General features: G+C 70.0%; 13 protein-coding genes and 1 pseudogene. 8 read left to right on the top strand and 6 right to left on the bottom strand.

Going from position 1 to position 14,111, the window contains the following annotated elements:
• Positions 1-23: 23 nt before the first annotated feature.
• Positions 24-665, bottom strand: a pseudogene (locus AB0D85_RS09425) (acyl-CoA dehydrogenase family protein); the annotation flags it as partial.
• 449 nt (positions 666-1,114) lie between these two features.
• Between AB0D85_RS09425 and AB0D85_RS09420 the strand changes: the two are divergent.
• Together AB0D85_RS09420 and purU are read left to right on the top strand one after the other, a co-directional pair.
• Positions 1,115-2,398: a hypothetical protein gene (locus AB0D85_RS09420; protein ID WP_362316111.1), complete on the top strand. Its 1,284-nt coding sequence runs from the start codon at positions 1,115-1,117 to the stop codon at positions 2,396-2,398.
• Positions 2,399-2,424: 26 nt separating this feature from the next.
• Positions 2,425-3,282, top strand: a complete 858-nt coding sequence (purU, locus tag AB0D85_RS09415) for a formyltetrahydrofolate deformylase (RefSeq protein ID WP_362316109.1) — start codon at positions 2,425-2,427, stop codon at positions 3,280-3,282.
• Between the two features lie 50 nt (positions 3,283-3,332).
• Here purU and AB0D85_RS09410 read toward each other — a convergent pair whose 3' ends face one another.
• The gene (locus tag AB0D85_RS09410) at positions 3,333-4,214 is read right to left on the bottom strand and encodes a bifunctional methylenetetrahydrofolate dehydrogenase/methenyltetrahydrofolate cyclohydrolase (RefSeq protein WP_362316621.1); all 882 of its coding nucleotides are present in this window, start codon (positions 4,212-4,214) and stop codon (positions 3,333-3,335) included.
• A 218-nt stretch (positions 4,215-4,432) separates the two neighbouring features.
• Here AB0D85_RS09410 and AB0D85_RS09405 point away from each other — a divergent pair, with 218 nt between their 5' ends.
• On the top strand, positions 4,433-5,944 hold the full coding sequence (locus tag AB0D85_RS09405; protein ID WP_362316107.1) for a histidine kinase: 1,512 nt from the start codon (positions 4,433-4,435) through the stop codon (positions 5,942-5,944).
• Complete coding sequence (locus tag AB0D85_RS09400) at positions 5,941-6,603, top strand: response regulator transcription factor (RefSeq protein WP_362316104.1); 663 nt, start codon at positions 5,941-5,943, stop codon at positions 6,601-6,603. Before AB0D85_RS09405 ends, AB0D85_RS09400 begins: the two co-directional genes overlap by 4 nt.
• A gap of 255 nt (positions 6,604-6,858) precedes the next feature.
• Here AB0D85_RS09400 and AB0D85_RS09395 read toward each other — a convergent pair whose 3' ends face one another.
• Entirely contained in the window at positions 6,859-7,716 is an 858-nt protein-coding gene (locus AB0D85_RS09395; protein WP_362316101.1) for a DMT family transporter, read from the bottom strand.
• 97 nt (positions 7,717-7,813) lie between these two features.
• Between AB0D85_RS09395 and AB0D85_RS09390 the strand changes: the two genes are divergently transcribed.
• From AB0D85_RS09390 to AB0D85_RS09380, 3 genes are all read left to right on the top strand, one after another.
• Positions 7,814-8,749: a LysR family transcriptional regulator gene (locus AB0D85_RS09390; protein WP_362316099.1), complete on the top strand. Its 936-nt coding sequence runs from the start codon at positions 7,814-7,816 to the stop codon at positions 8,747-8,749.
• Positions 8,750-8,891: 142 nt separating this feature from the next.
• Complete coding sequence (locus tag AB0D85_RS09385) at positions 8,892-9,098, top strand: DUF2180 family protein (RefSeq protein ID WP_362316093.1); 207 nt, start codon at positions 8,892-8,894, stop codon at positions 9,096-9,098.
• 18 nt (positions 9,099-9,116) lie between these two features.
• On the top strand, positions 9,117-9,566 hold the full coding sequence (locus AB0D85_RS09380) for a Fur family transcriptional regulator (RefSeq protein ID WP_362316090.1): 450 nt from the start codon (positions 9,117-9,119) through the stop codon (positions 9,564-9,566).
• 18 nt (positions 9,567-9,584) lie between these two features.
• Here the strand turns inward: AB0D85_RS09380 and AB0D85_RS09375 are convergent, their stop codons facing one another.
• The 3 genes from AB0D85_RS09375 to AB0D85_RS09365 all read right to left on the bottom strand — a co-directional run bounded on the left by AB0D85_RS09375 (position 9,585) and on the right by AB0D85_RS09365 (position 12,050).
• Entirely contained in the window at positions 9,585-10,652 is a 1,068-nt protein-coding gene (locus tag AB0D85_RS09375; protein ID WP_362316618.1) for a class II fumarate hydratase, read from the bottom strand.
• 16 nt (positions 10,653-10,668) lie between these two features.
• Complete coding sequence (locus AB0D85_RS09370; protein ID WP_362316088.1) at positions 10,669-10,932, bottom strand: hypothetical protein; 264 nt, start codon at positions 10,930-10,932, stop codon at positions 10,669-10,671.
• Between the two features lie 62 nt (positions 10,933-10,994).
• Positions 10,995-12,050: an alpha/beta hydrolase gene (locus AB0D85_RS09365; RefSeq protein WP_362316085.1), complete on the bottom strand. Its 1,056-nt coding sequence runs from the start codon at positions 12,048-12,050 to the stop codon at positions 10,995-10,997.
• Between the two features lie 475 nt (positions 12,051-12,525).
• On the opposite strand from AB0D85_RS09365, the gene AB0D85_RS09360 reads away from it, so the two are divergent.
• A complete protein-coding gene (locus AB0D85_RS09360) occupies positions 12,526-14,109 on the top strand; it encodes an ABC transporter substrate-binding protein (protein WP_362316082.1) in 1,584 nt (527 codons plus the stop codon).
• Positions 14,110-14,111: the final 2 nt, after the last annotated feature.

The raw sequence follows: 14,111 nt of genomic DNA, 5'->3' as shown, positions 1-14,111 counted from the left end.
TACCCTCGCCGTCGATGGGGCGGTCAGCCTTTGTCGGGTGTCAGATCGCGTCCGATCAGCTCCTTCATGATCTCGGTGGTACCGCCGTAGATCGTCTGGATTCTGGTGTCGACGAACGCCCTGCCCACCGGGTACTCCGTCATATAGCCGTAGCCGCCGTGCAGTTGCAGGCACCGGTCGACGACCCGCTTCTGCAGTTCGCTCACGTACCACTTGCCCTTCGCCGCGTCCACGGCGGTCAGTTCACCGGCGTTGTAGGCCCGTACCGAGCGGTCGACGTAGGCCTCGGCGACGTCGATCTCGGTGGCCATCTCGGCGAGTTCGAAGCGGATGTGCTGCAGGTCGCCGATGGGCCGGCCGAAAGCGCGGCGCTCGAAGCAGTGGGCACGGGTCAGGTCGAAGATCGCACGGCTGGTCGCGATCGCCGTGGCGGTCACGCCGAGACGCTCCCGGGGAAGGTGGCTCATGAGCTGCTGCAGGCCCGACCCCACCGCGCCGAGGACGTTCGCGGCCGGTACCCGCACGTCCTCGAAGAACAGTTCGGCCGTGTCCTGGCCGGGCAGACCGATCTTGTCCAGTTTGCGGCCGCGGGTGAAGCCGGGCATGTCCCGCTCCACCACCAGGAGACTGAAGCCCCGCGAGCCGGCGTTGGGATCCGTACGCGCGGCGGCTGTGGCCCGGCCTGGCGGAGCACTTCGGCTCGGGCCGGCAGCGGATCCCGTTCGAGGACATGCGGGAACGGATGCTGTTCGCCGAGGCGTTGGAGGCCGTGCGCTGCTTCGACGAGTGCGTGATCGTCTCCGAGGCGGACGCCCACATCGGGTTCCGGTCGCCGTCGGTCCGGCTCAGTTCGCCGCCGAAGGCCATCGAGGCGCCGTACGACCGCCGTGGACGAGACGCCAGGGGGTGCCGGAACTCCTCGCGGCCCACACCGACTCCTGGTTCGGCCGGGCATAGCCGACCGGCGCGTTCCCGTACGTCATTTGTCGCATCGCGGACGCGGTGAAACGGAGGGCAAGCGGAGTCATCCGATCGTTCCGGAGCCGCCGGACCCCGGCCTAGCGTCGATGCTCGCCAGGCATCGGAGCCGGCCCGCACAGCGAGGGACGACGAAATGAACTACACGGTCAGCAGCATGCGCACGCCCCCGGAGGGCTACGCCTGGAGCCGCTTCGGCCAGCCCGAGTACACCGACTGGCTCGACGAGAGCATGTCCTGGAAGAACGCCTGTTACATCGGTGACTGGTCGTTCCTGTGGCAGCACCGGATCACCGGGCCCGACGCGCTCGCCATGCTCGGGGACATCACGGTCAACAGCTTCGCGTCGTTCGCGATCGGGCAGTCCAAGCACGCCGTCCACACCAACCGGGACGGCAAGGTCATCCACGAGGGGATCCTCACCCGCTTCGGCGACGAGGAGTTCATGCTGCACGGCCGTGGCGGCTTCTGGGCCCGCCACTACCTGGGGACCACGGACTACGACGCCAGGATCGAGCAAGAGGACTGGTTCATCCTCCAGGTCTCCGGGCCGTCCGCGGTCAAGGTCCTGGAGAAGGTCTCGGGCGCCTCGGACCTGCGGGAGACCAGGTTCATGTGGGTCAACTCGCTCAGGATCGTGGGCCATGAGGTGTGGGCGCTGCGCCAGGGCATGGCCGGTGAGATCGGCTTCGAACTGCAGGGTCCCATGGCGGCCAAGCAGGACGTCTACGACGCCGTGGTCGAGGCCGGGCAGGAGTTCGGCATCCGCAAGCTCGGCGCCAGGACCACGATGATCAACCACCTGGAGGCGTGCTTCCCGACGATCGCCACCGACTACATCCCGGCCATCTTCGACGAGGACATGGCGGGCTACCGCGAGTTCTTCACCTCGTCCATGCCGGCGTTCGCGCAGCCCGCCTACATCGCCGGTTCCTACGACGGGGCCGAGATCAGCGACTACTACCGCAGCCCCGTCGAACTGGGCTGGGCCCGCACCATCAGGTTCGACCACGACTTCCTCGGGCGGGAAGCCCTGGAGATCGAGAAGGCCGAGCCGCGGCGGGTCATACGGACCCTGGTGTGGCACGGTGACGACGTCGCGGACGTCTTCGCCTCGATGTTCCGCGAGGGCGAGCACTACCCGTTCATGGACATGCCCCGCGACCAGCGCGGTTTCATGTGGGCCGACAAGGTCACGGCCGGTGACGGCCTTGTCGGCGTCGCCACCTCCCGCGGCTACAGCTACTACTACCGGCAGATGCTGTCGCTGTGCACGATCGACGTCCGGCACAGCGAGCCCGGCACCGAGGTGACCGTTCACTGGGGAGAGCCCGGCGGTCCCCAGAAGGCCATCCGGGCCATCGTCGCCCCCGCTCCCTACAAGCCCGACCGCCGCCGCGCCGACCTGCACTCGGCGTGAGCGTCTCGAAGGAGAAGGGCGACCCCGTGTCCCAGACTTTCATCCTCAAGTTCGCCTGCGAGGACCGTCCCGGAATCGTCAGCCGGGTCACGACGGGACTCGTCAGGATCGGCGGCAACATCGAGGAAGCGAGCCACTTCAACGACCCGCTCTCCGGCCGGTTCTTCTGCCGGCTCGCCTTCGCGGTCCCGGCCGGGGTCGACGAGACCACCGTGCGGGAGAACGTCTCCGAAAGCCTCACCCCACTCGACGCGACATGGTCGGTGACCGGGGACGAGGCCCGGGCGAGGGTCCTGATCATGGCCTCGAAACTGGACCACTGCCTCGCGGACCTGCTCTACCGCTGGCGCATCGGGGAACTGCCCATGGACGTGGTCGGACTGGTCTCCAACCACCCCCGGGAGGTGTACCGGCACATCGATCTGGCGGACGTCCCGTTCCACCACCTTCCGGTGACCAGGGAGAACAAACCCGAGCAGGAAGCGAAACTGCTCACGCTCGTCGACGAGTACCAGGTCGACCTGGTCGTCCTCGCCCGGTACATGCAGATCCTGTCGGACGAACTCTCGGCGAGTCTCGAAGGCCGCTGCATCAACATCCACCACTCGTTCCTGCCGGGCTTCAAGGGAGCCAAGCCGTACCACCAGGCGTACGCCCGCGGTGTGAAGCTGATCGGTGCCACGGCCCACTACGTGACCGGCGATCTCGACGAGGGGCCGATCATCGCCCAGGACGTCGAGCCCGTCACCCACCGGGACACACCGGAGCAACTGGTCCGCAAGGGACGGGACATCGAGCGCCGGGTGCTGGCCAGGGCCGTACGCCATCACCTGGAGAACCGTGTGCTCCTCAACGGGCGGACGACCGTGGTCTTCCCCGACTGACAACCGTCTGTGGGGCCGCCGGACAGTGCCCCGGCGGCCCCACAGGCGAGTCAGGAGCCGGACAGGGACCTCTCGGCGGCCTCCACCACGTTGGTCATGAGCATCGCCCGGGTCATGGGTCCGACACCGCCGGGCATGGGAGCGAGCATATGGGCGACATCCGCGACATCGGCGGCCACGTCACCGACGATGCCGGCCTCGGTCCTCGTGATGCCGACGTCGAGGACGATCGCACCGGGCCTGACGTCGTCGGCCCGGACCAGTTCCGCCGCACCGGCCGCCGCGACCACGATGTCGGCACGCCTGATGTGAGCGGACATCTCACGCGTCTCCTGATGGCACATCGTCACCGTCGCGCTCTCCGTGTTCCGGGTCAGCAGCAGCGCCAGGGGCCGCCCGACCGTCACGCCACAGCCCACGATGACCACGTCCGCGCCGGTCAGCGGAACGCAGTAGCGGCGCAGCAGCTCGACGATGCCCCGCGGGGTGCAGGGCAGCGGCCCGGGCGCGCCGATGACGAGACGGCCGAGGTTCGTCGGGTGCAGGCCGTCGGCGTCCTTGGCGGGGTCGATGCTCTCCAGCACCGCTCCACGGTCGATCCCGTCCGGCAGCGGGAGCTGCACGATGAAGCCGGTGCACCCGGGGTCGGCGTTCAGGTCTTCGACGGCCGCGAGCACATCACGCCGGGTCGCCGACGCGGGCAGCTCGACGCGCAGCGACCGGATGCCGATCTGCTCGCAGTCGCGGTGCTTCCCGGCGACGTACGCCGCACTGCCCGGATCACTGCCCACCAGTACGGTCCCGAGACCGGGCCGTACCCCCTTCGCGGCCAGCCGGGCCACCCGCTCCTCGAGTTCCGCGCGGATGGTCCGGGCGGTGCCACGGCCGTCCAGGAGGTGGGCCGTGGCCGGCCGGCCCGCCCGAATCGTCATCGTGCCCATGAGGGTCGCCTTTCTGCAGGTGAACAGGGGTGCGAGTACGGTGGTGAAACCGCCGGTGGCACGTCGCACCACCCGTGCGGTCGCGTCGACAGTAGGAAAGGTGTCCGGGCCCGGTCATCGGGCGTACGACGCGATGTCCCGGCTGATCGCGGACGGCGGGGTGCGGACAAATGACGTATGCGCGCGACGGGCAGGAAGGAGGTCCCCCGGTGGAGAACGACGGGGAGTCGGTGCTCGACGGCGTGCCGACGGGCGTGGCCCTCGTGGGCACCGACGGCACGATCCGGTGGGTCAACCGGGCCGGGGCGGCCATCCTGGGCGGCACCCGCCGGGAGCTGACCGGCGTCGGCGCTCCCTTCCGGCTGGGCGGCCCGGACGGCGGATCCGGGGAAGAGGTGTGTTCCTGGTCGGACGGGACTCGCTGGCTGGCCTACACATGGGGGGCGAGCGTCCACGAAGGCGGCGACGGGACGCTGGTCGGCTTCCGGGACGTCACCGAGCAGCAGCAACAGCACCGCCGGGTCGCGGCGCTGGCGAGGACCGCGGCGAGCATGGCGTCGAACAGCTCCCTGGAGGAAGTCCTCGGCGCGATGGCCGCGGAGATCCAGCTGTCGCCCGGCGTCGCCGGTACCCAGATCATCACCTTCGCCCCGGGCGGGGACCGGCTGCAGCTCATGGGCTCCGCCGGGTTCACGGACGTGGAGACCTTCTTCGACCTGCTGATGGCCTCACGGGACCGGGGCGCCGACCTGGCCACCCTCCGGAGCATGGGCGAGCGCCGCCAGTGCGTCCTCCCCGAGCGCCGGGCCCGGATGCTGGCGGACCCGTCCTGGCAGCCACTGCACGCGTACGTCTCCCAACTGGACTGGGAGGACTTCGTGAGCACACCGCTGCTCTCCCGGGGCAAGGCGCTCGGCGCGCTCAACGTCTACCTCGCCTCCGGCCACCGGGCGACTCCCGCCATCCTCGAATTCCTCGGCGCCATGGCCGAACAGGCCGCCCTGGCCGTCGACTACGCCACCCTCCTGCACGAGGAGCGCAGCGCTGTGCGCCGGGAAGAGCGCAAGAGGCTGGCCCGGGACCTGCACGACTCGGTCGTCCAGCATGTCTTCTCCATCGGCATGCAGGCCAAGGCCCTCGGCGGGATCGCACGGCGCCTCACGGATCCACTCGCGCCCCGGGTGGAAGCCGTGGCCTCGGAGGTGACGGAACTGGTCGACGCCGTGCAGCGAGATCTGCGCGGCGTGGTGCTGGCACTCCAGCCGTCCGTCTCCGCCAAGCTGGGCCTCCTCCCCGCTCTGCACGCCCTCGCCCAGGGCATCGAACGCCGGCACGACGTGGCCGTCGACCTCGCCGTCGACCCCGTGATCGAAGAGGGCATCAAGGCGCCGGCGTTCAGCGAGGACGTCTACCAGATCATCAGCGAGGCCCTGCACAACGCGGTCAAGCACGCCGCACCGACATCCGTCCGGGTCGACGCCCGACGCGACCGCGACGGACACCGGTTGGGGATCGACATCGTCGACGACGGGCGCTGGGTACCGCCCGGCGCCGGGGAACGCCACGGCTTCGGTCTCGTCTCCATGCGGGACCGGGCCGGGCGGTGGGGCGGCTCCGTCACGGTCACCACCGCGACGGACGACACCGGCACCAGGGTCCGGGCCGAACTTCCGCTGCCCCACAGCGACAAGGAACAGCGGCGGAACGAGGGAACGGCATGAGCGGGCGGACCACGGACACCACTGTCTTCGTCGTCGACGACCACACGGTCGTCCGGCGCGGCATCGCGAGCTTCCTGGAGTTCACCGACGACATCACCCTCGTCGGCGAGGCGGCCGACGGCCAGGAGGCGCTGGACGCCCTCGGCGCGATGAGCATCCGGGGTGAGCTTCCCCATGTCGTCCTGCTCGACCTGCAGATGCCCCGGCTGGACGGCATCCAGACGGCGGAAGTGATCGCCGAACGGTATCCGCAGGTCCGCACGGTCATCCTGACCAGCTTCTCCGAGATCGAACGCGTCCAGTCCGCCCTGGCCCGAGGGGTGTCCGGGTACGTCCTCAAGGACGCCTCCTCGGACGAGCTGGAGGAGGCCATCAGGGCCGCCCGACGCGACGAGGTGTTCCTCGACCCTGCCGTGGCCCGACGGGTCACCCAGCGGCTCGTCACCCCGTCCCACGGCCTGGCCGCACTGAGCGCCCGGGAACGCGAGGTCCTCGTCCTCATCGCCCAGGGGCTCTCGAACCAGGCCATCGCCGAACACCTGTCGATCAGCGAACGCACCGCCCGCACCCACGTCAGCAAGCTCCTGACGAAGCTGGACCTGACCTCGCGCACCCAGGCCGCGCTGGTGGCCGTACGCGAGGGCCTGGTGCAGCCCTGAGGCAAGGCGCCGGCTGGGCCGGGACCCGCCGACGCCACACCTCGCGCGCAAGCGCGCGGTCTGCCCCGGACCCCGGTCCGGTCCGCCCCGCCACGGGCGGACCGGACCAGGCGTCCGGGCCACCTCAGCCGGAAGAGTGACGCCGGGTCAGCCGCAGCAGATGCCGCTCGCGCCGGCGGCTGTGGGACATCGCCGCCTTGGACTGCCGGAATCCGGCCGGTATCGGCTGGGCGGGGGCATGCCGGCCCTCCTCCCTCACCGCATGATGTCGACGAGGTGGGGCACGACGCGGGTCAGCCGGATCACGCCCCACAGGATCAGAGCGGCCCCGAGCACCTCGGGCACCAGCCACCAGCCGGTGCGGACCGACTCCCCGAACAGGGTGACGCCCAGCAGCAGGCTCACCGCCGCGTCGCCGATCGTCAGCGCGGGCTGCGAGGCGACGAGCGGACCGGCCTGCAGCGCGTTCTCCAGGAGCATCAGCGCCGCGATCCCGGCCAGTGCAAAACCGTACGTCTGCCAGGTGCTGAGGAAGGCCGGCAGCCCCGCGTCGGCGAGGCGGCCGGTGGCCGACTTCATCAGGGCGGCGGTCAGCGCGTTGCCGATCGCGGCCCCCGTCGCCAGGCCCGCCGCGCGGAACAGGGGCGAGGAGGAGGACCGTACGAGCAGCACGGCGACGGTGATGGCACCCAGGGTGAGGACGAGGACGGGGACCCAGCGCTGCATGGGGGCCTGCTGGCGGCCGCCGGAGGGGGAGGCGGAGGCGAGGAGGACGGCGAGGCCGGTCACCACTGCGGCGACCGCCTGCCAGCCCTGTGGGTCGAGCCGGCGGTGCATCAGCGGCATGGCGATCAACAGGGCGAACGGCAGTTCGAGCATGAAGAGGGGCTGGACGAGTGCCATCGGGCCGTTGACCAGGGCGAGCGCCTGGAACGCGGCGGCTCCCGCGACTCCGGCGATACCGATGGCCCATACGGGCTGCCGCACCAGGGCCCGCAGCAGACGAAGTCCGCTCCTGCCGGGGACGGCCGAGGCGGCCTTGCGCTGGAAGGCCGTGCCCGCCGCATTGCTGACGGCGCCCAGGACGGCGAAGAGCACGGCGAGCACGATCATGATTCCAGCATGCCCTCGACAGGCCGCCCCCTGCGCCTCGTGCGGGTGCGCGGAGACCACCGGCCACAACCGACGGTTGTGCTCATAGGCTGTCGGCATGGACCTCGACACCGTCCGGACCTTCGTCGCCGCCGCCGACGCGGGCCGGTTCCAGGAGGCCGCCGCGGAACTGGGAGTCACCCAGCAGGCCGTCTCCAAGCGCATCGCCGCGCTGGAGCGCAGCCTCGGGGTGCGGCTGTTCACCCGGACCGCGCGCGGTGCCGGGCTCACCATCGACGGGCAGGCGTTCCTGCCCCACGCGCGCGAGCTGCTGCGTGTCGCGGAGCGCGCCGCCGCGTCCGTGCGCTCCGGCCGCCGTCCGCTGCGCGTCGACGTGATCAACTCACGCGGCGCGACGTCGGGCCTGATGCGCGGCTTCCACCGCGCGCACCCCGAGATCGACCTCGGCGTCCTGATGCTGTTCGACATCGAGGCGGCCGTCGCCGCCCTCCGCTCCGGCACGATCGACGCGTCCTTCCGCGCGGTCGGAATGCCCGGCCGGCCCCTTCCTGAAGACATCGAGTCCGTACGGGTCCTCGACGAGCCGCTCCAGCTGATGACCGGCCCCCGACATGCGCTGGCCGGCGCCCGGTCGGTGACCCTCGCCCAGCTCGCCGGGCACCGGATCTGGATGCCCGGCATCGTCCCCGGCACCGAATGGGCCGCCTACTACGACGACCTCGTCGCCGAGTTCGGCCTCACCATCGAGGCGACGGGCCCCAACTTCGGCTCCGACGTGCTCCTCGACACCGTCGCCGACACCCCGGCCCTGGCCACCTTCATGAGCGAGCAGACCCGCCTCGTCTGGCCCGCCGGCCGCGACCTGCGCCGCATCCCGGTCGTCGACCCGACCCCGGTCTATCCGCACTCGCTCCTCTGGCACCGCGACAACCCCCACCCGGCGCTGGCCACCCTCCGCGCCCACCTCGCCGCCACGGCGGACGACCACGGCGCCGCCGGGACCTGGACGCCTGACTGGGTGACCACGCACTGAACACCGGTGCGCCCGCGGCCGCGCTAGAATTGACTCTGTCAAAACTAGCGGGTTATGTTCGATGAGAGCCGCCCAGCGAACGCGCGGCTGTCACATGCCCCACCGCGCAAGGCGGGTGGGCCAGTTCTCTCCGGGAAGCACCATGCACTGTTACGACTGCGCCCAAGAGGGGCGGAACGACAACACCGGGATCGGCGCCTGCACGCGCTGCGGACTCTTCGCCTGCGCCGATCACTCACGGGTCGTCCGCACGACCGTCCAGCGGCCCATCGGGGTGATCCCCATGACGAGCGCCGTCCCGTCCCGGCGCCTGGTCTGCGGCGCCTGCCGTACGGCCGAAGCCGCCTAGAACGGACAGGAGAGCCACATGGCCGCCGAGCAGTCTGCGAGCGACCTGCTCAAGCGCAGGGGGCTGCGCAGCACGGCCCAGCGCAGGGCCGTGCTGACCGCTCTCCAAGGCCATCCGCACTCCACGGCCGCGGACCTCGAGACACGTATCGGCACGGGTACGGACAAGGCCGAGGCCGGCGGACTCTCCAGGCAAGGCCTGTACAACGTGCTCGAAGACCTGACCAAGGCGCAGCTCATCCGCTGTATCGAGCCCGCCGGTTCGCCCGCCCGCTACGAACTGCGTGTCGGCGACAACCACCATCACCTCGTCTGCCGCCGCTGCGGTCTGATCGAGGACGTCGACTGCAGCGTGGGCGCGGCACCGTGCCTGAGCCCCGACGACGACCGGGGCTTCGCCGTCGACGAGGCCGAAATCACCTGGTGGGGACTGTGTTCGGCGTGTCAGGAGACCGTCGCGCAGCCGTGAACGGCCCTGGTGGCCGTGCTAGGTCCGGCCGACCATGGCGGCGGGATCGACGATGCGGTCGAAGTCCTTGGCGCTGATGTAGCCGGAGGCCACCGCTGCCGCGCGCAGGGTGGTGTCCTCGTCGTCGGCCCTGTGGGCGATCGCCGAGGCCTTGTCGTAGCCGATCACGGGCGAGAGGGCGGTGACCAGCATGAGGGAACGGTCGACGTAGGCGTCGATCTGGTCCCGGTTGAGTTCGAAGTTGCCCTGTGTGCCGGCGAAGGCGATGGCCCCGTCCTCGGACAGCACCTGGATGCAGACCATGACCATCGCCTCGCACTGGGTCGGGTTGACCTTGCCCGGCATGATCGAGGAGCCGGGCTCGTTGGCGGGGAGGACGAGTTCGTCCAGGCCGCAGCGGGGCCCGGAGGCCAGCCGGCGGATGTCGTTGGCGATCTTCATCAGCGGCACGGCCAGGGCCCGCAGCCCGGCGGAGGCGCCGGCCATGGCGTCCAGACCGCCCTGGGTCGCGAACTTGTTCCGCGCGGTGGTGAACGGGTGGCCCGTCGCGTCGGCGATCTCCGCCGCCACCTGTTCGCCTAATCCCGGCGGGGCGTTGAGTCCCGTACCCACCGCGGTGCCGCCCATGGCGAGTTCGTAGAGACCCTCGGCGGCGCCGGTGACCCGGTCCACGGCCTGCTGCAGAGCCCGCACGCTGGGCAGCAGATGCTCGTGGATCTCCCTGACCGCGGCGATGTGCATGGCGGTGGGGAAGGCGTCGTTGGAGGACTGCCCCATGTTGACGTGGTCGTTGGGATGGACCGGTGACTTGCTGCCGAGTGTCCCGCCGGCCAGCTGGATGGCACGGTTGCTGATCACCTCGTTGGTGTTCATGTTGGACTGGGTCCCCGAACCCGTCTGCCACACGTACAGCGGGAAGTGGTCGTCCAGTTCGCCCGCGACGATTTCGTCGGCCACCTGCCGGATCAGCCCGGCCTTCCAGGCCGGCAGCCGCCCCGCGCGCCCGTCGACGGAGGCGGCGGCCTTCTTGACGTGGCCAACTACCGGCTGACGGGCTGCGCGACTCCACTCGGCGACGCGCCGCAGGGTCCTCTCGGCGGGATCACGAGCTACGGCCGGACCTGGCGGCTCGACGCGCGCGCAACCGCATGGCCAGGTCGGCCACGACCGCCAAGGGGGCCGCCACGCAGGTGAGGTAGAGCAGAATCAGCGGCTGCCCGGGACGCGGCCGGATGTCGGTCCCAGGGATCGGGTCCGAGTTGAACGCCAGGGATGGCTTCACGTGGTGCCAGCGCGTGACCTCCAGGTACATCAGATACCAGGAACCGATCCACATCGCACCGCCGAGCCACTTCGCGTAGCGCATCCCCCGAGAATGCTGCCGCCGAGGACACAGCGCAAGACGCCGGTCACCGGTGGATCGGGCGGTCAGAGTCTGTCGACTTCCACGACAGCCGCCGCGAAGGCCTGCGGAGCCTCCTGCGGAACGTTGTGTCCTACCGGCAGGGTTCGGTGCGCATATTTCCCCGTGAATTTCTTGCGATATGCGGAACCGTTTCCCGGTGGCGTGAACGGATCATGGGCTCCGTCAATGGTGATCGTCGGCACCCCGATGGTCGGCGCAGCGGCGAGTCGCTTTTCCAGGGAGCTGTACCGCGGTTCGCCCTTTGCGAGGCCCAGCCGCCAGCGATAGTTGTCGATCACGATACCGACGTAGTCCGGATTCTGAAAAGCAGCCGCCGTACGGTCGAAGGTGGCATCGCTGAAATTCCATGTCGGCGAGTTGAACCGCCACACCAGTTTCGCCAGGTCGTGTCGGTACTCCTTGAGGCCGAGCACGCCCCTTTCGGTGGCGAAGTAGTACTGATACCACCACGCCCATTCGCTCTTCGGCGGCGACGGCATCTTATTGGCTTCGACGTTCACGATCAGATAGCCGGTCGTCGATATCAGCGCTTTGCAACGCTCCGGCCAGAGGGCCGCTATGATGTCGCCCGTCCGTGATCCCCAGTCATATCCGGCGAGTATGGGCTTCTCGATCCTGAGGGCGTCCATCAGGGCGACGATGTCAACAGCGAATGCCGACTGCTGGGCGTTCCTCGGTGTTTTGCCCGAAAGGAATCGCGTCGTTCCGTGACCTCGCAGATAGGGCACGACCACCCGGTATCCCTTCGCCGCGAGCAAAGGGGCGACCGCGACATAGCTGTGAATGTCGTAGGGCCAGCCGTGCAGAAGGATGACCGGTTGCCCGTGCACAGGCCCGGCCTCGACATACCCCACGTTCAGGTCACCCGCGTTGATCTGCTTCACCGGACCAAAGGAGGTGCTCGTCACGGGAACAGCCGCGGTGCGAGGCTCGGGTTTTTCCGATGCGGACTGCGTTTGCGCACCGCACGCCGTTCCGAACGGGGCCGTCGCCGCGGCGGCGGTCGCTGCCGTGCCAAGGAAGTGCCGACGACTGGGCGGGAGCCCGGACATGTCCATCGATGCATCTCCTTTTGGGGCGGCGCCGCGCCCGGGAGGCTTCGAGCCGCCCCTCGTGCTGACGCTTCCTCCCCGCCATCGCACACCCGTCGGAGTGATGACGCATCACGCGGTGCTCCGTCCGAGTGATGCGGGCATCCGGCACGTTTCTCGCAGAGCCGGCCGTGCCGACCGTGGTGACGCCCTCGACGGGTCGGGGGTGTGTCCGCCCTGCCCAGGCACCTCCGGGCCCTCGTCGCGGTGTGCGGGTTTCGACGCGGTCCTGCTCCACGCCTCCGTGTTCCTGGTCCCGGGTGCGACCGCCGCGCTCGCACCCGGAGCGCCCGGCTCGCGTCCTCCGACACCCCGTTACCGATCCGTTTCGCGACGTTAATTTCCGCGTCCGAAGGGTTGGCCGGAAGCCGCCGTCTGGTTATCGTTCACGAACTTCACTCAATCGTTCCACTGAACGAATAGCGAGAGAGACGGTCGGTCCATGCCCGACATCCACCTCCCGGGGCGCCGCTCGGTGCTCGCCGCGGGCGCGGCCGGCGCAGCCTCGCTCGGCGCGTCCTGGCTGCTCACCGGCTGTACGGGGGCAGCCGCAGCCCCCGATCTGACGGCTGCCACCCTGAAGGGCACCCCCGACCCCGGCGGCACCCTGCGCATCGCCCGGCCCCCGGCCTCCGACGCCGAGACCCTCGACCCGGCGAGCTCCCTGTCGGCGTACGAATACCTCGGCGCCCTCTACAACCGGCTGGTCCGCGTCGGCGCGGACGGCGAACTCGCCCCCGACCTCGCCGAGTCCTGGGAGTCCGACACCAAGGCCCGCACCTGGACCTTCCGGCTGCGCAAGGGCGTCACCTTCCACGACGGACGCGCCTTCACCTCCTCCGACGCCGCCTACACGCTCCGGCACATCCTCGACAAGGCCACCGCCTCACCCCAGGCCGCCGTCCTCGCCCCGCTCGTCGACCCGAGTACCCTGCGCACCCCCGACGCCCACACCCTCGTCGTCCCCCTGAAGACCCCGAACGCCGAGTTCCCCAGCCTCCTCACGCACTACAACTGCTATGTCATCCCCGACGGCAGCGCCAAGGGCATCGGCCGCACCGGCATCGGCACCGGCCCCTTCAAGCTGGAGTCGTTCGCCCCGGCGGGCCCCGGCCGGGTCACCGCGAACAAGGACCACTGGGCCGGCCGCCCGGTCCTCGACGCCATCGCCTTCTACTCGGTCGCGGACATGTCCGCGCGCTCCAACGCCCTGCTCGCCGGGCAGGTGGACCTGCTCTCCCAGACCAACCTCGACTTCGCCACCGCCCGGGTGGTCGCCGCCTCCGACCGGGCCACCGTCGCCCGGGTCAAGGACGCGCAGTGGTACGTGCTCCCGATGCTCACCACCGAGAAGCCCTTCACCGACGTCCGCGTCCGCCAGGCGATGAAGCTCGCCTACGACCCCGAGCACGTCGTGAAGGTGGCGCTCCAGGGCGCGGGCACGGCGGGGTGGGACAACCCCGTGCCGCCGACCGACCCCGCCCACATCGCCACTCACCCCGCGCACGACCCCGAGCAGGCCCGCCACCTCCTCAAGCAGGCCGGACACGAGGGACTGAGCATCGACCTCTACACCTCCGCCTACGACCCGCTGTTCACGCCGATGGCCCTCGCCTACCAGGACTCCGCCAAGCGGGCCGGTATCCGGATCCGGGTGAAGACGGCCGCCGCGGACTCGTACTACACGCAGATCTGGATGAAGAAGCCGCTGATGGCCACCTACTGGTTCACCGGGCGGCCGGTCGACCAGCTCTTCACCCAGATCTTCCGCAGCGGCTCCTCCTACAACGAGACCGCCTGGTCCGACAAGGAGTTCGACGCCGTCCTGGACCGCGCCCGCGCCGAGACCGACGACACGAAACGCCGTGAACTGTACGGCGAGGCGCAGACGTTGGTGATCGAGCGGGGCGGGGCGATGACCCCGATGTTCGCCGACCGGCTCGTCGGCATCTCCCGCAAGGTCCGCGGCTACGCCGAGCACGGCTTCGAGTTCGACTACCTCAGCATCGGCGTGAAGGGGGCCTGAGC

The sequence above is a fragment of the Streptomyces sp. NPDC048277 genome, from assembly GCF_040652235.1.
In the GTDB taxonomy this organism is placed as follows: Bacteria; Actinomycetota; Actinomycetes; order Streptomycetales; family Streptomycetaceae; genus Streptomyces.
The sequence above is the reverse complement of the archived record's forward strand: the minus strand, read 5'-3'. Positions and strand labels throughout refer to the sequence as shown.